This window comes from Vibrio sp. Vb2960 (genome assembly GCF_033337665.1).
GTDB lineage: Bacteria > Pseudomonadota > Gammaproteobacteria > Enterobacterales > Vibrionaceae > Vibrio > Vibrio alginolyticus.
The window spans coordinates 1-18,384 of the sequence record NZ_JAWORD010000016.1 but is presented as its reverse complement, the minus strand read 5'-3'; the positions used below and the strand labels follow the sequence as shown (position 1 = coordinate 18,384).

At 46.3% G+C, this 18,384-nt stretch carries 11 protein-coding genes; 3 read left to right on the top strand and 8 right to left on the bottom strand.

What is annotated here, in order from left to right:
- Nucleotides 1-7: 7 nt before the first annotated feature.
- The 5 genes from R7O03_RS14795 to R7O03_RS14775 all read right to left on the bottom strand — a co-directional run bounded on the left by R7O03_RS14795 (nucleotide 8) and on the right by R7O03_RS14775 (nucleotide 4,427).
- Nucleotides 8-928 (bottom strand): GGDEF domain-containing protein, encoded by a 921-nt coding sequence (locus R7O03_RS14795; RefSeq protein WP_042521375.1) that lies wholly within the window; start codon nucleotides 926-928, stop codon nucleotides 8-10.
- A 309-nt stretch (nucleotides 929-1,237) separates the two neighbouring features.
- Nucleotides 1,238-1,666 carry a cysteine desulfurase sulfur acceptor subunit CsdE gene (gene csdE, locus R7O03_RS14790; RefSeq protein ID WP_047102627.1) on the bottom strand — a complete coding sequence of 143 codons (429 nt, stop codon included), beginning with the start codon at nucleotides 1,664-1,666 and terminating at the stop codon, nucleotides 1,238-1,240.
- 19 nt (nucleotides 1,667-1,685) lie between these two features.
- Nucleotides 1,686-2,495 (bottom strand): tRNA cyclic N6-threonylcarbamoyladenosine(37) synthase TcdA, encoded by an 810-nt coding sequence (tcdA, locus tag R7O03_RS14785; RefSeq protein WP_005380241.1) that lies wholly within the window; start codon nucleotides 2,493-2,495, stop codon nucleotides 1,686-1,688.
- A gap of 99 nt (nucleotides 2,496-2,594) precedes the next feature.
- A complete protein-coding gene (mltA, locus tag R7O03_RS14780; RefSeq protein WP_005391723.1) occupies nucleotides 2,595-3,698 on the bottom strand; it encodes a murein transglycosylase A in 1,104 nt (367 codons plus the stop codon).
- A 273-nt stretch (nucleotides 3,699-3,971) separates the two neighbouring features.
- Nucleotides 3,972-4,427 carry a DUF2850 domain-containing protein gene (locus R7O03_RS14775; protein WP_005380234.1) on the bottom strand — a complete coding sequence of 152 codons (456 nt, stop codon included), beginning with the start codon at nucleotides 4,425-4,427 and terminating at the stop codon, nucleotides 3,972-3,974.
- Nucleotides 4,428-4,589: 162 nt separating this feature from the next.
- On the opposite strand from R7O03_RS14775, the gene argA reads away from it, so the two are divergent.
- Together argA and R7O03_RS14765 are read left to right on the top strand one after the other, a co-directional pair.
- Entirely contained in the window at nucleotides 4,590-5,927 is a 1,338-nt protein-coding gene (gene argA, locus R7O03_RS14770; RefSeq protein ID WP_012841478.1) for an amino-acid N-acetyltransferase, read from the top strand.
- 417 nt (nucleotides 5,928-6,344) lie between these two features.
- Entirely contained in the window at nucleotides 6,345-6,533 is a 189-nt protein-coding gene (locus R7O03_RS14765; RefSeq protein ID WP_005380230.1) for a hypothetical protein, read from the top strand.
- Nucleotides 6,534-6,567: 34 nt separating this feature from the next.
- On the opposite strand, the gene recD is transcribed toward R7O03_RS14765, so the two are convergent.
- The 3 genes from recD to recC form a co-directional block, all read right to left on the bottom strand.
- Nucleotides 6,568-8,715 (bottom strand): exodeoxyribonuclease V subunit alpha, encoded by a 2,148-nt coding sequence (gene recD, locus R7O03_RS14760; RefSeq protein ID WP_318131809.1) that lies wholly within the window; start codon nucleotides 8,713-8,715, stop codon nucleotides 6,568-6,570.
- Entirely contained in the window at nucleotides 8,715-12,389 is a 3,675-nt protein-coding gene (recB, locus tag R7O03_RS14755) for an exodeoxyribonuclease V subunit beta (protein WP_047102668.1), read from the bottom strand. The genes recD and recB overlap by 1 nt, the downstream gene beginning before the upstream one ends.
- Nucleotides 12,390-12,716: 327 nt before the next feature.
- Complete coding sequence (gene recC, locus R7O03_RS14750; protein ID WP_047102630.1) at nucleotides 12,717-16,208, bottom strand: exodeoxyribonuclease V subunit gamma; 3,492 nt, start codon at nucleotides 16,206-16,208, stop codon at nucleotides 12,717-12,719.
- Between the two features lie 252 nt (nucleotides 16,209-16,460).
- On the opposite strand from recC, the gene R7O03_RS14745 reads away from it, so the two are divergent.
- Nucleotides 16,461-18,284, top strand: a complete 1,824-nt coding sequence (locus R7O03_RS14745) for a DUF3413 domain-containing protein (RefSeq protein ID WP_047102631.1) — start codon at nucleotides 16,461-16,463, stop codon at nucleotides 18,282-18,284.
- Nucleotides 18,285-18,384: the final 100 nt, after the last annotated feature.

Below are 18,384 nucleotides of genomic sequence, written 5' to 3'. Positions count from 1 at the left end.
AACAAGGTTACTCCATCTGCCTATCCAGAGTCGCCACGCAATTTCTGCCATTTCTTTTCGCAGCATAAAGCGCTTTATCTGCATGCGCATACAAACGTTTGGTGGTTTCATTTCTGCCTATTTCCACCACGCCTACACTCACCGTGACCGGAATTTCAATCTTTTCAAATTCGAACTGACAATTTTGAATGTGGGAACGTACTTCCTCTCCTACCTCTTTCGCCGCCGACAGAGAAGTTTCTGGCAAAATAATCGCAAACTCCTCCCCTCCGACTCTTGCAAAAATTTCGTCTTTGACGAGTAAGTGAGAAACCAAATCAGCTAAGGTCTCTAAGACATAATCCCCCGCATCATGACCACGTTTATCATTGATGACTTTAAAAAAGTCCAAATCAAACAATAACAACGCGGAGTGATAGTTCGGCTCTTGAGCTTTAATGACCTCTTCTGTGAGCTTTTCGAAAAAGACACGTCGATTGTAGATGTTGGTAAGAGCATCAATTTGGCTTTGATGGCGAAGAAGGGTTTCAACTCGGTGGCGATTGGAGATGTTGCGTGTAAGAATAAGGACAACGCGACGACCTCGGTATTTTATAGCGAGTGGGCAGATCTTGCCTTCGTAGTATAGGTCGCCTCTTGGCCCACTGTTAGCATCTATTCCCTGAATGCTGTCGGCGCACATCTTGTACTCGATCGTCACAATACTGTCTTGTTTCAGTGACCGATTTATCTGTTCGATAAACCAGTCGGCTTTATCTTTTTCAAGTACGCCGTGAAGTGTCTTACCTATCAAATTGCTTCCATCGTGATAGGCTTTTTTATCTGTTCCTCCAAAAACATCAATATAGATACCATCTTCACTCAGAATAAAAGTGGGGTCTGGCATTCCGGATAACACGTCTTGCGCATGTTCCAAGGTGAATTGCATATAGGGAGGTTCCTAGCGTTTGTACCTAAATATCCCAATCGCCTCCAAATGCTTGTCAGCATTGGGGAACAGGAGCGAATGAGGCATATGTCTACTATCTAATATAGACAAATTTTAAATACAATTGAGTTTATAAAAACCAAGTGGGCAATATAATGAACCAGGATCAATAGAATGGTTAATTAACGCTAAAATAGTCGACCATTTGCATATTTTTTATCCATTTGCAAAAAATATCTCAACTCAGATACAAAAAACGCCAAACAGCTAGGCTATTCGGCGTTTTTTAAGAATTGGGAAAATGACTCGTTACACGGCGGTTTGCTTAATCTGCTCTACAATAGCTTTCAAGCCATTACCACGTGACGGGCTTAAATGGGAGACAAGCCCCAGTTGTTCAAAATAAGCATCAATATCAAATGCTTGAATTTGATCGGCCGTTTTACCGTCATAAGCTGCCATCACCAAGGCAATCAATCCACGGACGATACGCGCATCGGAGTCCGCACAAAAATGCCAAACGCCATCTTGCTCTTTGCTCACTAACCACACCAAGCTTTCACAACCCGAAACGGTAACTTGTTCTGATTTCAGCTCTTCTGGCATTTGTGGCAGCTTTTTACCCCACTGAATAACCTGACGGTAACGATCTTCCCAGCCTTGAAATTGCTGCATAGTCGCTACAATGTCTTCGCTGGTGATATCTGTACCAAATGGAGAAACGGGAAAATCTGTCATGATGCGCTCTTCTTCTAGTTTACTTCTTATATTTTGAAATCAACTTCTCAACGATTCGCGATACCGCGACAAAGCCAAACGTTGCAGTTACAACAGTCGCCGCACCAAAACCGCTAGCACAATCCATACGTTTTGGGCCTTCCGCTGTCGACTTCACACCACACACTGAACCGTCTGCTTGAGGGTACTTCAGCTGCTCGGTTGAAAACACGCAATCAATACCAAACTTACGAGCCGGATTCTTAGGGAAGTTATGATGACGGCGCAAGGTGTCTTTGATTTTCTTCGCTAGAGGATCTTGGATCGTTTTCGTTAAATCAGCGACCATGATCTGCGTTGGGTCAACCTGACCACCAGCGCCCCCCGTAGTGATCACTTTGATCTTGTTGCTGCGGCAATACGCCAACAAAGACGCCTTCGCTTTTACGCTGTCAATCGCATCTAGCACGTAATCAAACTCTTTGCTTAAGTACTCATGTTGATTGTCTGGCGTGATGAAATCATCAATCAGATTGACTTTACACTCTGGGTTGATCAATTTGACACGCTCGGCCATCACTTCAATTTTGCTTTGGCCAACGGTGCCCGTCATCGCATGAATTTGGCGGTTAATATTCGTGACACAAACATCGTCCATATCAATCAGAGTCAACTCACCGATCCCCGTACGAGCCAGCGCTTCCACCGCCCATGAACCTACGCCACCAATACCAATCACACAAACGTGTGCAGCGCGAAGAATGTCTACTTCACTGTTGCCATAAAGACGACGAGTGCCGCCAAAGCGTTGATTGTAGCTGTCAGATGCTGGGGTATCGAGTTCACGCATATTGAAGTCCAGATGATCGATAGAAAAACAAAGAGTGCGATTTATACGCACTCTTTGATGAAATGTCTAGATAAGAGAGTGTTCCTCTTTCTTGGGTCGCTATTGTAGCTTTTCTGGCGGCAAAGCCCAAGGCGCTTGAGTTGGTGAGTTTTCCAGCCCAAGTTTCCAAACTCGACCAAAATGCTTGTAGTGCCCTGCTTCCGTTCCTGCTCTCGCACCAATGCCATGATACAGATCCAAATGGTTCTGTTTTACCGCACCACCAGTGTCTAAAACGATCAGCATTCGCAGTTGATGAGCACCGCTCCACGTACCATCCGCATTCAGCAATGGTACTTCCGCCAAGATTGGTGTGCCCATTGGTAAGATAGAACGGTCACCCGCGACCGCGGCCATTGGCAACAAAGGAATACCAGCCGACCCCGTTACTGGCGCTTCCGCTTTTGGCGCAAAGAAGACGTAAGAAGGGTTTTGCTCCAACAACTCGCGTACTGTTGCGTCGTCGTTGTCCATTACCCACTCTTTAATCGCTTTGAGAGACATTTTTTCACGCGGCACTTCACCACGTTCAATCAAAATGCGGCCAATGCTGACGTAAGCTTTGTTGTTTTTACCCGCGTACGCAAAGTACTCCAACGTATCATCATCTTCAAAATGCACATAGCCACTGCCCTGCACTTCCATCATAAATGGGTCGATACGATTAGGCGCGTAACCTAGCACCAAACCTTGGCCATCTAATGCCCCGTTGTAGATCTCCGCGCGAGTCGGACAATCTGATGAGCAGTTTGGCTTGCCATAAACTGGGTACTTAAAAATGTCGTTTGGTGTATGACGCAGCTCCATCACGGGAGAAAAGTATCCGGTAAACAGCACATTACCTTTTTTATCACCACCACCCAATTGCGCGGCTTGAATGCCAAACGCACTCAACGCACTGGTGTCTCCGCTCTGTTGCGCCCACTCACTTAATCGTTGATATAGCGGTTGGTATATCTTCGCCATGGATGGTGACTTTATCACCACTTGCTCAGCTTGCTTGTTAAATTCAGTAAAATCGCGTGGTTTGTTAGACTCAACCACATCCACTTGATTGAGGATCTGAGGAAACTCACCATCAAGATATTGCTGAGCACGATCATTTTGTTGAGCACAGCCAAAGAGTAGGCTCAAAGAGATAATAGGAAGGAGTTTTTTTAACACGTGTCTTTTCCGTAAAAGAGAATAGCAAAAGGATGGCAAACAAATGCATACGGTGCAATTGAAAAGCAACGACAAAATGTTTCAACGCTAAGCCAATCCGTTTACTCGTTGTGAATTCATTCAGTTAATACAACATGATAGCAGCGGAAGAATTACGGAATTGTCCGGATTATGTTTGAAAGTAAGATTTACTGATTGAGAGATGAAATTGTGATCATCCATGTGACTCACAGACGAAAAAGCTGTCAGCTTAAGAGACAATAATAAAAACGACTATCTTACCGCAATCCTTGCACGCCCCTCTAAACGGAATACAGGTAGATAATGTGCATTGGCATCCAGCTTCATTTCTGCATGCTGCTTACCCACAAAATTGAAGTGCCGCTCATTTGAACCCACTCGATACGAAAACGAATCCCCATCGAATTCAAAACTGGTCGCCACTGTAGAACCATTTACGGTAACACCGCGCTCACTCAACACAAATTCTTCACGAGCATAAGGCGCAACATCTTGCTCAACCCAGCGACCATAAATTGTCGATTTGGGAATGGGCGGATTAATGGTTCGAGTAATCAAATCACTATACAGCATGCACACGACAACGGTTCCAACTATCGCTATAAGCATGAGAGAACGCTCTAGCCACTTACGAAGCATTGATTTAGATGACGTTTTTGACAGATTTGAAGCAGTGATCGCAGCATTCTTATTAACAGCAGAAGACATGAGGTTCACGTATTGAGGAAAGACGCCACCATTGTAACCTTCCCTCTTAACGGGACCAAGAACCTACCTCAATATGTTTGTGCTTTATTCCAAAATTTCACCTTGCCACCAAGTGAATAAAAAGGCATTATTTTAACATAATTAAACAAAGGAATGGCTGTAGTGAAAATTCGTAGTACTGCTCTCGTAAAAGGATTCCGTCAATCAACACCTTATGTCAATGCTCACCGCGGAAAAACCATGGTGATCATGCTGGGCGGAGAAGCCGTCGCACACAAAAATTTTGGCAATATTATTAATGATATCGCACTCATGCACAGCCTCGGAATCAAAGTCGTGGTGGTGTATGGTGCACGTCCTCAAATTAATCAGCTGCTAGAAAAACAAGACCTCACTACGCCTTACCACAAAAATATCCGCATTACGGATGAATCGGCTTTATCTGTTGTTATGCAAGCTGCCGGACAACTTCAACTTGCGATTACTGCGCGCCTATCAATGAGCCTCAACAACACTCCGATGGCAGGCACCCAGCTCAATGTCGTTAGCGGAAACTACATCATTGCTCAGCCACTCGGCGTTGATGATGGTGTGGACTATTGCCATAGTGGACGCATTCGCCGCATTGACACCGATGCTATCAACCGCACTCTTGATCAAGGTTCAATTGTTCTGCTAGGTCCCATTGCTAGCTCTGTGACTGGCGAGTGCTTCAATTTATTATCGGAAGAAGTCGCCACCCAACTAGCGATAAAGCTGGGTGCGGATAAGCTGATTGGTTTCTGTTCAGAACAAGGCGTCATTGATGACAACGGCAATGCTGTCGCCGAGTTGCTACCAATAGAGGCGGAACATGTCATCAAAACGCTTTCTGAAAATACGTCTCCTGACCTAGATTACAACACTGGGACACTGCGCTTTCTTAAAGGCTCTATTGCCGCTTGCCGTGCCGGAGTACCTCGTAGCCACTTGATCAGTTATAAAGTAGATGGCGCCTTAATTCAGGAGTTGTTCTCTTTCGACGGTATCGGTACCCAAGTTGTTATGGCGAGTGCTGAACAAGTGAGGCAAGCTAATATTGACGATATTGGCGGTATCTTAGACCTCATTCGCCCGTTAGAAGAACAAGGTGTACTGGTTAGGCGCTCTCGAGAACAGCTAGAGCAAGAGATTGGAAAATTTACCATCATCGAAAAAGACGGCTTGATTATTGGCTGTGCTGCCCTTTATCCATACCCAGAAGAGCGTAAAGCTGAGATGGCTTGCGTAGCGATTCACCCTGACTATCGTGATGGAAACCGAGGTTTGTTACTGCTCAACTACATGAAACATCGTTCTAAATCCGAAACCATTGATCAGATTTTTGTCCTCACGACACACAGTTTGCATTGGTTCAGAGAGCAAGGTTTTTACGAAGTCAGTGTCGACTATTTGCCTGGAGCCAAACAAGGGTTATATAACTTCCAGCGTAAGTCCAAAATCTTAGCGTTAGATTTATAGCTTAACCTTAAATCAGGGAGCGAAACTTAACGTTCCACTATACCAACTAACCTCAAAGGGCAGGATTTAGTTCATTAACGCTCAACCCTGCACATCGAGCTTGTTTAGGAACGAGTTTGTTTAGGAGTAAGGCCACACATAAACCCTACTCCGGACTAGCGGGTCATCATGTAAACCCAACTTAGAAATGCGCAAACCATTGCTTGATTTTCGTTCCAATTTTATCTTTTAAATATACATTTGGTTGGCTATACTCTGCTCGCTAGTGATTGGTTTTTAACCAATACGAATGGATCTAGGTGATGTAATGTAGCCTTCACCCTAAAATACTGGGCAATTGAAAAACTAGTTAGCTCCGTATTGCACACCAAGGACAGTTGTTAATCTGACTTTAAATAAGCCGAGACGAGCACTGTTATGAGAACAATCATTTGTAATTCGCTTCAAAGCTTCTGGGATATGGCTGACAATCAGTTTTTAGAAGGCCTAGACGTCCACTGTGTTTTCCCCGTAAATGACGCTATCCGAGATTTTATTCTTGCTTATCAACAGCAATACAAAATACGCAGCGTGTCTTTTACCAATGCGTTTGCAAAACATGCATAAAAGAAGACCGAGCCATAAGCTCGGTCTTCTTGTTTTAGTTAGTAAGCCGCTGTACTAACCCACTCGCACGAGTGGTTTTCACCTTAATGCCTCGCTTCAGAACATTAAGTTCGGCGTAAAGAGCTAAACGCTTTTTCGCGCGGGTAATGCCTGTGTAAATCAACTCACGGGTTAATATCGGGCTAAAGTCTGGTGGCAAAATCATCAGGGTGTAATCAAATTCACTGCCTTGCGATTTATGGATGGTCATAGCGTAAGCCGTTTCATGTTCAGGTACTCGGCTTGGCAAGACCGATTTCACACTGCCGTCAGGTAACTCAAAAAAGACTTTCAAACGCGGTTCTTCTTCACTGTCATCTCGCATGCAAATACCAATATCACCGTTATACAAACCTAAACCGTGATCATTACGCGTAACCATGACGGGTCTGCCGTGATACCAAATTTCATCCTGAACTTGAATGAACTTGCGCGCCGCGAGCGCTTTCTCGATGCGTTGGTTTAGCCCAGCCACACCGAAGTCACCTTCACGGATCGCGCACAGCAATCGGCATTGGTTGAAGGTATCTAACACCACTTTGGCTTTGTGCGTTAGCGACTCTAGCTCTCCGGTTTTAGGATCAGTTTCCTGTTGTCCAATGCGTTTGAGGTAACGACCGTATTCCTGCACCAACGTCTGCATCATTTGGTTGTAATGTTGACTACTTAGCGCGAAATGTTCGATGTCAGAAAAGTCACGCGCCCAGACGTTATCTACGCTCGCAGCAGAACCTGAGTTAACCGCTTTTGCCAACTGACCAATGCCTGAGCGAGCGTCAAATCGGTAGCTCTTTTGCAGCATACATAAACTATCAGCAATGCTAGATGCACTGGTACCTGTATGGGCTAAAGTATCGAAACCCGTCAGTTTTGTGATGGCTGACGCCTGCTCTTTGCCATAACCCAATGCATGGAACGAACAGATATCACCCAACACTGCCCCTGCTTCAACTGAGGCAAGTTGGTCTTTATCACCTAGCAAAATCAGCCGCGCATGTTTCGGTAAGGCATCGACCACTTTGTACATCATTGGCAAATCGACCATCGACGCTTCGTCGATAACCAAAATATCCAAATGCAGTGGATTTTGCTTGTTGTGACGAAATTCTGCGCTATTAGGAATCGCGCCCAGCAACCGATGTAAGGTACTCGATTCAGTCGGAATTTTGGCTTTTAGCTCCGGAGAAACTGGCAGTTCTTGCACTGCTTTACCAATGGACTCGGTTAATCGCGCCGCCGCTTTCCCCGTCGGGGCCACCAGCTTGATGGTTAGATTTTTCTCGTGTGTCGCCTGTTCAATCAAAGCAGCAAGCAATTTGGTTACCGTCGTCGTTTTACCCGTACCTGGGCCACCAGAAATCACAGCAAATCGACGAGTTAACGCAACCGCCGCCGCGACTTTTTGCCAGTTCACACAAGCTGAGAGTGGCACAAGTTCATTCAGTGTTTGCAAGTCCTGAACCTTGCGCGCATTGCTAAGCACTGCATCAATGGCGTGCCAATCCAACGATTCGCTTGCGACCACATCAAGGTGATCACATACCAATTGCTGGCGCAACACTTGGTTGCTGCTTCCCGCTTCTACTGCTTTGCCTAACGCGTTAAACAGAAAATGGTATTGGCGTGCAAACAAATGGTTGAGCAACTCCGATAATCGCACAAACTCTTGTGGTTGCAAGTTAACTGCGGCGCCCAACTGATTGAGCTTTTCCGCCAGTGTCACTTCATAATGCCAATAGCGGTGCAGATACAGACGCTCGCCATCGAACATCAGCGGCAAGGCTTCTCCTTGCGCGCCGACCAAGTTGGAATTTTGTAATACTTGAATCCAGTCTATGCCTTGCAACTGTGTATTGAGCGCCAATGCCGACTCACCAAACAGCCCTAGCTTACTGGCTAAATCCGTAGATTGCCCTTGTGCATCGAACAGAGACAGACAGATATGTCCTTTGCCGAGCTCACTACTGACAACACCCGCGATAAACGCCAGTGCTTGGCTATCCGACTGTTCATCATGCGTTTGAGAGTCAATAAAACAGGCGAATTGGTAGTCGAGCTGACGAATAGCACCTTTGTGCGCCAAGCGTTCCAGCACTACCAATAGACTATCTTGGTCAGAATGAAGATTGTGATTTGTCGTCATTAAAGTAGCTCCATCTGCCCGGCTTGAGTTGAGCGCGTTTCAAGTGCTTGACCATCAATCAAACGATCCATCTCTTGTAAGAAGTCTAAGGTTGGTTTCGCGGCAAAAATGCCGTGGTCACTCTGCCCATCCATGCCGCGCAAGAACAAGTAATACACGCCACCGAAGTGATGATCATATTGATAATTCGCCAATCGGCTGCTTAGGAAACGATGCAGTGCTAACGCATAAATCTGATACTGCAAATCGTAGCGGTGATCCGCCATCGCCGATTTCAGAGCCTCACCATGGTAGCTCGTCACATCGTCGCCAAGATGATTCGATTTCCAGTCAAGCACGTAGTATTTACCTTGATGTTCAAACACCAAGTCGATAAAACCTTTGAGCATACCTTGCACGGTTTGGAAACCTAAATCCCCCGCTTTCGCCGACAACGGATCGTGACGTTGAATGACTCGGTTTAACGCCGGTGCAGACAAAACTTCAATCGGCAGCAAAAATTCCATCTCCACCAAACGTTGCGACGGTGCTTTTTGATTTAGCAGCAAAGACTTACCATCCAACGGCGTTGCGAGTACGGTATCAATCAATTGCTGTAAAATGGGCAACCACTCTTCATCGAGCTGTTCGCTTTCCATCAAGCCAAGGATGATTTGTGTATTCTCTTCCGTCGCGGCTGGCTGAGTAAATTCAATTTCCTCAAACAGGCTGTGCAGGAACGTCCCCGGACGCGCACCGCGAGGGAAGGTAAAAATAGAACGCTCTGGCTCCACCAAATCCGCTTCGTCTTGTTCTTCAGATGAGTCGATATCAAAACCTGTAATCTCAATCGTGGCATCATGCTCGGCGTGATGAGAGCCTTGCTTGACCAAGCCAGAATAACTGGTGATGCGCCAGTTTCTGTCGATAGGGTTTTGCAGTTCTTTCGCGCTAAGATCGTATATTTCTTCTTGTGGCGCTACGTACTTCTCTTCGAGTTGCTGCGGCGGATCGGCCACAACGACACAATCAAGCTCGTCTTGTTGCTTTGTTAAACCTTGGTGCAAATCGTTAATGCCACCTTCTTGACCATTTTGAATCAAATAGCCAATCGCACTGCGGTGTACACCAGTTGGCTCTTTGGTCGAACGGCCATTGCGCAACGGTGAGGCACCGATAAAACACGCATAAACAGCACGCGTTAGTGCCACGTATATCAAGCGTAAGTCTTCCGCCAAACGCTCTTTGTCCGCTTGCTTCATGGACGCATCGTTGCCAGTGATATCCAGTACCGTGCAGTCATTGGCTGCATCGTAATATTTGGCTTCACTGGCTTCTCGATAGCTGAACACAAACGGCAGAAATACGAGGTCATACTCCAAGCCTTTTGATTTGTGAATAGTTACGATCTGCACTAAGTTACGTTCCGATTCTAAACGTTGGATTTGGTCATCACTGCCACCCAAACCGTTTTCCGCATCACTGATAGACTGAGCGAGCCAACGCAGCAGACCGTGGTCGCTATCCAATTCATTACTGGCTTGTTGAAGCAGTTCACCGATGTGCATTAAATCGGTAAGTACTCGCTCACCATTTTCACCCTGTGAGCTTCCACCCTCTTCTAGTAATCGCTCAGCAATATGGCGTTTGCTGATCACCGCGCGCAACATCGGCAGCACACCACGTTGAACCCAAAGTTTGCGATATTCTTTGAATTCGTTAACAGCGTTTTCCCACACGACTTCATCGTTATTAAGCGCATCCAAACTTGCTGCATCGAGGGCAAACAGCTCAGAGGCAAGACTTGCACGCAGCGCACGATCATTTTCTGGAGTCAGCACCGCTTGCAGCAAACGCTGTAAATCCTGCGCCACTGAACTGGTAAACACACTGTCTCGGTTAGACAGGTACACGCTGGCAATGCCTTGGTCTGCCAGGGCTTGTTTGACCATTCGACCTTCACTACCTGTTCGAACCAACACCGCGATATCGCCCGCTTGAACCGCTTTCTGTTTCTCGCCATTCACCAGACACGCTTGCCCCTGTTGAGCCTGCGTCAAAATGGTTTGGATTTGGCTTGCGGTCGCCTCTGCCATTCGAGTCAAATACTCGCCTTTTGGTAGCGGTTTATCGTCCGCTTCTTGCAACCAATAAGTCAGCGCCGGTTGCTTTTGGCCACCCATAGTCCAAATGCGTTTTTCGGCATTGGGACTGTACTTAACGGGTAAGAACGGAATATCCGAATCATAGATAAATGGACTATCGGGCAAGGCAAACACTTGGTTCACCGCCTGCACCATATCTGCGCTAGAACGCCAGTTGGTTCCTAACGTGTAGTGGGCACTTACTTGGTTACGCGCTTTGATATAGGTGAAAATGTCTGCGCCACGAAAGCCATAAATCGCCTGCTTGGGGTCACCGATCATAAACAAACCACATTCCGGGTTGTTCAGATAAATACGGCTGAAAATACTGTATTGAAGCGGGTCGGTATCTTGAAACTCGTCAATCATTGCGACAGGATACAAAGTACGAATACGCGCCGCTAAAAGCTCGCTTTCGTCCGTATCGATAGAAGCAGAAAGTTGCGTCAGCAAATCATCGAAAGAGAGCCACTGTTTTTGATTTTTCGCGTTGGCCAGCATCACTCGACAATGCTCAATCGCATGCGCAAGCAGTGGCGCTTTTAAGCTGATTGGATTGGCAAGAAATGTTTCAATGGCTTCAAATACCGCATGCTGCGGCGCACTGCCTTTCGGTGTTTTTTCCAACAAGACGTTTTGCGCGAATTTCTCCAGCTTGTCTGGATAATCGTAACCTGTAGTTTCCGTTGCCGCCCAAGTGTTTACCACCTCCAACCACGTCGGCAGAGACTTTTTGGTATAGCTACGTTTGTTAATATCTGAATCTGAAATTAGCGTTAAGAAGTCATCTTGGCTTTCTCGCCACTGTGCTTTTAATTCATCAATTTTTTTCAGATTTTCAGTATGAAGATCAGCCAAACTGCCTTTCATTGCCGGAACAGAAAGGCTTAACGGCGCACCAGTTAAGTAATTGCTGATGTCAGACAATAACGCAGATGGAGAGCCCCATAGCTGGCGAATTTCTCCAGCCAAGGTAAATGGCAACGGGTAGAAATTGCGGCGCCAGTAATCGGCTACAACTTGCGCTTTTAGGTGACTTTCATCGGTCACAAACTCGTTATTAAATCGGCTGCCAGATTCAAACGCATTTTGCGTTAGCATACGTTGGCAAAAACCGTGAATGGTGTAGACCGCCGCCTCGTCCATCTGACGCTCTGCCTGCAATAAAATTTCTGCGGCTTGCTTGTGATCGTCAAACTCATTAAGCAAAGGTTGGATCACCGGATCGGAACTCTGTCCACGCGCAAACGCGATTCGCGCGTCATGGATCCTTGCCCTGATACGATCGCGTAATTCCGCAGTTGCCGCTTCGGTAAAGGTTACGACCAGAATTTGGTCGACTGTAAGCGGTACGCGATGTCGAGTTTCCTCGCAGCCGTGACCAAGCAAAAGGCGCAGATATAAACCTGCAATAGTGAAGGTTTTACCTGTACCTGCTGATGCCTCGATTAACCTCGCGCCATGCAGAGGAAACGTCATCGGTTCTAGTGGCGTTGGTTGAGGTTGCTCTGTGCGGTCTAACGTATGTAGAGGACACTCTGCACCTGACATTTGATCCATAACGCTGAATCTCTCCGGATTATTTACTAGGACGTATCACCTAATAAATGTGATCTATAGTTAAAAATTCTATTAATATGTTTAACAAGTTGGATAATTTAGAGCTTTGTGAGATCTTTCTCACGGTTATCCATAAGACGTACCGTTAGTATGCGCCCCACGAGATAAGCCAAACCTTTTTGGCGGCACAACTCAAATGAATTAAACAAAAGTATCATGGTCCCTCTGACCTTGTGGCCGTACAGCAAACGCCCTACAAAAAATAATGATTTTCTGGCGGCCACCCTACTCTTCCTTCTCTTTATCCAACTTTCTTTATCACGCTTTTACATCATCAGCGTCTTGAACCGCTAAGCGCGCACCTTGCAGTACTAATGCTGTCAGCACACGAACTTCTGAGGCCAACTCATCATTCCAAGCAGGCCAAATTCGAGAGATGTACGCATTATTGCCTTCGCCCGGGCTCATGAAACCATCATTGAATGCGTCAGCCATTTTCTTCAAAGATTTCTCTTCGTCATCGACCCACTGACCACGGCTAAAGCCCGCTTCAACACAAGCCAACGCCGTTTTCGGGAAATAAGGCAAAGGCTTAGTCATGCCTTCGAAGAATAAGCGAACTAATTCAGTCAGTAGATGTTTGGCATAATGCACATCGGCAATTTCTGGGTAGATCAAATGCAGCGCGCCTTCTTTACGATCGTAACCAATGATGTGGGTTTTCTTAGCATGACCCGACGCCGACATGGCAAGGTGATCGATCCACGCTGCAAGGTAATCCTGCGAGCGAATCTTACCGCTTCGATAGCGAATCAAACCGGATTGGTAGCATTGAGTTAGCCAACCAGTCAGGCGAACGTTTTTCTCTTCGCCTTCATTTCGCTCAAATAAGGAGTCAAACGTCAGGTCGATTTCCAAATCGTCTTGAGGCGCACCAGATAAAAACGCCAGTTTGTCCACCAGCTCTTCCGCCTGAACTCGGTTGGTTTCAAACTCGATATCACCAAACGCCCCCACCGGCAGTTTGCCTTGCGCGCGCTGTTGACTCATAAAGTGTTTAAGCACCTCTGTTTTTTTCTCAGGCTGCATCAATGTCGTTTCAAGCAAGGTTTCTAACAGCTCATCACGCATTTGATAACTTTCCAAACCACCTAAAACAAAGGGTTCGTCGTCTTCCATCACCGGCAGTGGCGGCTCAAAGATTACTTTTAAGCGACGATTGAAAAAATACTGCACCGGTAAGCGCCAGAAACGTTGCAACTCGACTAAGTCGAGCTCAAGTGGGAACGTCGCTCCTAACAGATAGTCGTCTAATGCACGATTAAAATCACGACGAACATAGCCTTGCGATTGACTACTTTGAGTCAATGCCGCTGGAATCCACTCTTTCGCGTAGCTGGCGTGCGTGCCTTGGAACGCACTTGGGCTAAACGGCACCATGGCGTGGGTATTCACCAACGCATTTAATAAGTTGTCGCCAGACTCATCAACGGGCAACGCTTCATCACCACTTAAACAATAGTTTTGGTGGCAGTATTCCATCAGCTCAGAAACCAGAACCGAAGGCACTCGCTCGGTGTTGTCTTGGATTGAACGGCCAACATAACTGATGTAGAGCGTTTGCTGTGCCGATAGCATTGCTTCGAGGAATAGGTAACGGTCATCATCTCGGCGCGAACGGTCGCCCGGCTTGGTTCTTCCCGTCATCAAGTCAAAGCCTTCTGGCGGCATAGAACGCGGGTACACGCCGTCATTCATCCCCAGCAGACATACGGTTCTAAACGGAATAGATCGCATCGGCATCAGGGTACAAAAGTTCACTTGACCAGCCAGGAAGCGCTGGCTAACTCGTGTTCCAGATAATTTATTTTGAAGGTATTGGCTGATGATCGACGGCGATAACGCATCATCAAATGCCGCATCAGCTAGCTGTTCTTTCAGTTGGCTCAGGGTATCTCGAATCGACTTAAGCGCCATTTCCCCTTCTAGCTCAACAGAGAAGAAGTCATCCAACATCGCCACCAAGGTTTCACGCCATGCATCAATCGACTGAACATGAGAAAGTTTGCGGCGATATTGGCTAATTTGTTGAATAAAATGGGCTAACTTACCAGCAAGTTCTGCGCCCATGCCTTGCACTTCATTGTATGGTGAGAGGCTACCTTCTTGCGCTTCAAACAAACCGGCAGATTCTGGCATCGCGTAACCTAATAACATACGCTGAATACCAAATTGCCATGTGTTTTGGCGTGTTTCTGGCAGTTCAAATTCGCTGCCGGTATGGCTATCTAGCCCCCAGCGAATGCCGGATTCTTCCACCCATTGTTTGGCTTGAAGGAAATCATCTTCGCTTAAGTCGAATCGCTTTAATATCGCCGGCGTTTCTAACAGCTCAAGTAATTCAGAAGCCAAGCAACGTGTATTCGGTAAATTAACAAGTTGCATGAAAGCCGCCAAAATTGGGCTTTCTTGATCGGCCGTTCGGTCTGAAATCGAGTAAGGAATAAATCGCTCACCCGGCGCATTGCCGAACACCGCCTGAATCGCAGGGCTGTAGGCATTGATGTCTGCCACCATGACAATAATATCGCGCGGTTTCAGTGTCGGATCGGCATCGAACATTGCCAAAAGCTGATCGTGTAGCACTTCCACTTCTCGCATTGGGCTGTGGCAAGAGTGCAAGCTCAGAGATTTATCACCCAAACTCACCACTTGTTTGTGATGACTGTTTTCAATCTGTTGGTCATCTTGATGTTCTTCAAGATTGAGAATATCCGCTTGCAATTGATGGAGCAGACTGTCGCGCTCAACATCAACAAAGGCTTCGATTTCATGAGATTCCAGCTGAGACAACAGATACATATTGTCGCGCCCGAGTTTACCCATGGATGCCAACAGACTGTTTCCGACCACATCGGTGTGCAGCTCATCGATCACATTATCTTCCAATGAACCTTTCAGTTGCTCAGTTTCACCTTGCACTTCCGAGTGATCGTCCTGCCACACAACGTGCTGACGATGTTTCGCCGCCAAACGAGCCAGATATTTGCGATCTCGAACTTCACCCCAATAATAACGACAAGGGTTAGTGAACATCAGATGCACGTCGATGTGTTCACCAATTGCTTTTAGCGCATCCATATAGCGAGGCGGCAACGAAGAAATGCCAAAAACAAACAAACGCTTGGGTAAATGGTCAAAATTGCAGTTAAAACTCTCTAACGTGTCGATAAAGTGCTCATAAAGGTTGGCACGGTGATAAGGAGACTGCCCTAATGACACAGTGTGATCATACAACGCTTGCCATAAGATCGGCTGCCACGGATGCTCATCTTCCAGCTCTGGCACACTCTGCCCAGCTTCCCAACTTGCGATCCATTCCGGACGATACACCAAGTAACCATCGAAAATATCGGCAATTTTCTCAGCCAGCTGATACAGCTTAGAGTGGTCAATGTCATCTTTGAGGTACTGCGCTAACGGCGAAAACACCTCTTGGTTGAGAAGCCCCGGCAGCAGATGCATCAACTTCCACGTCATCGCTTCTTTGTTAAACGCACTGCGTTTTGGCACGTCTGGCAACACCTGCGTAAACATTTCCCAAATGAAAGTAGCAGGGAGCGGAAAATCAATGTTCGCGGCAACACCAAACTCTTTGGCCAATTCCATTTTTAGCCACTGGGACATGCCCGGACTTTGAACCAGAATTTGTTCTTTTTCGAACGGGTTTTCCAGCGGACTGATTCGAATCAGTTCGACAAGGAGTGATTTAAGAACGTCAACTTGGTTGGAGTGATAAACAGTAAACAAATTGGGAATACCGAGCGCCGATTGAAACTGTTAGCTAGCTTAGCACAGCCCCATTTAAACCCGCAGTGATCTCGCGTTCGGAAAAAACAAAAGGTTATATATCACTCAAATAGAGTATGAATCTTCTGAATTTTCACATGTCAATCAAGTCTGACACTTCCATACAAAATGTGACATTCGTCGCAACTATTCCATAATAAAAAACACTGTTTTATACTCCCTCTACCCATAATTTATAAACAAACAAAAAGTATGTTTCGCAAACTGTCTTCCAACAGCGCTTGGCTGATTGCTTTTTTTGCTTGCTTTGCAGTGTACCTGTCGATCGCTTGTTATCCTTTTGTGTTGTCTAACAATCAGAATGAACCGCTAACCTTGTTGCAAGGTTACTATTTGGTTTCGACTCAATATGGCTGGCTGGGCTTGATCGCTCTTCCATTTATGTTGTTGAGTTTATTGCTCTCTTTTCTACCGACTCGAGCATTCAAAGGTATCGTGATCGCTATCGCGATCTGTCTATTGATCATGTTTAAAGTCGATATCCTCGTTTTTCAGCAATACAAACTTCACATCAACGCTCTATTAATCCGTATGTTTTTCGAAGGTGGTGGTGATGTCTTCGATATTTCGTGGATGAGTTGGCTAATCTTCATCAGTGAAATTGCCGTTCTGGTGATCGGGCTCGCTTGTACCGTTTGGGTAAGTAATCAACTGGCACAAAGCCGAGCTAAGTTCGTTTTGATCAGCGTCTGGTTTGCTGTATTGCTTAGCACGCAGATGATTCATGCGTACAAAAACGCACTTTACGACGATGAAGTCAGTCAGTTTTCGAATAACTGGCCACTTTACTACCCGCTGACGGCTCGTAAATTTATTTACAAACACGACCTAGTGGATGAGAACATTGCATCGAAGAACCGCGTAGAGTTAACCAACATTGAACGTAGCTCACTCAACTATCCGCTTGCGCCGATTCAAGTGCAAAGCAAAGAGAAACAGCCCAATGTCTTGTTTATCTTGGTTGACGCGTGGCGCTACAGTGATGCGACGCCGGAAGTCATGCCAAATGTCAGCAAGTTCGCCGAAAAAACGGTGAATTTCACACAACATATGAGCGGCGGCAACTCAACTCAAGCGGGTATTTTCAGCCTGTTTTACAGCTTGCCAGCGACCTACTGGGAAAGCTTTTACGCAAGTCAACGCTCTCCTGTTTTTATGGATACGCTGCAAGCAGAAGGCTACCGCATGGGCATTTTTGGCTCGGCACCGCTCACCAGCCCGCCACTTTCTCGCACGGTATTCAAAAAAGTGTCGGACTTGACCCTGAAACAAACTGGGGAAACAGCTGTCGAGCGCGATCAGCAGATAACAGACAAGTTCATCGAGTTCCAAAAGCAGGATAGCGACAAGCCGTACTTTGGTTTTCTGTTCTACGATGCCGCCCACGGCACAGTATTTCCCGAACCTGAATTTGCGAAATTCAAACCATACTGGGAACGCGTTGACCACATTTTGCTCAACAACGATTTTGACGCTTCGCTTTACCACAATCGATACAAGAACTCGTTGTACTACATCGACAGCTTGATTGGTGATGTGCTGAAAAATGTCGACTTAGACAACACCATTGTGGTGATTTCATCAGATCATGGTGAAGAGTTTAACGACCATAAGATGAACTATTGGGGCCACACGGGTAACTACAGTGACGTTCAAGTACATGTGCCTCTTTACGTGTACATGCCAAATCGTCAGCCAGAGCAAGTTGATTACCGCACGACCCATTTTGACGTCGTGCCAACCATGATGAATACGCTGTTTGACGTTCAAGGCACAACGAGTTCATACAGTGTTGGTCATAACTTGTTTGATAGCTCTGCCTCTCGCGATTGGTATATTGCAGGCAGCTACTACAACTATGCATTGGTCGGCAAAGAACTGATGCTTGTGGTCAACCCTGGCGGGCACTCTCAGCAACTGAATCGTCAGTTAAAAGTCGAGAAAGAACAGAAAGTTCCTGTCGATATCATTCGTCATTCTCTGGATGAGATGTCGCGATTTTACAAAAAAGGCTAGTGTCCAACATCGACGCCGATTGAAGTAAATTACCACCTTCTAAAGAAGGTGGCTTTGTGTGAGCCCCCTAAAAGGGGGCCTTTGTTTAGTCCAGCGCCAA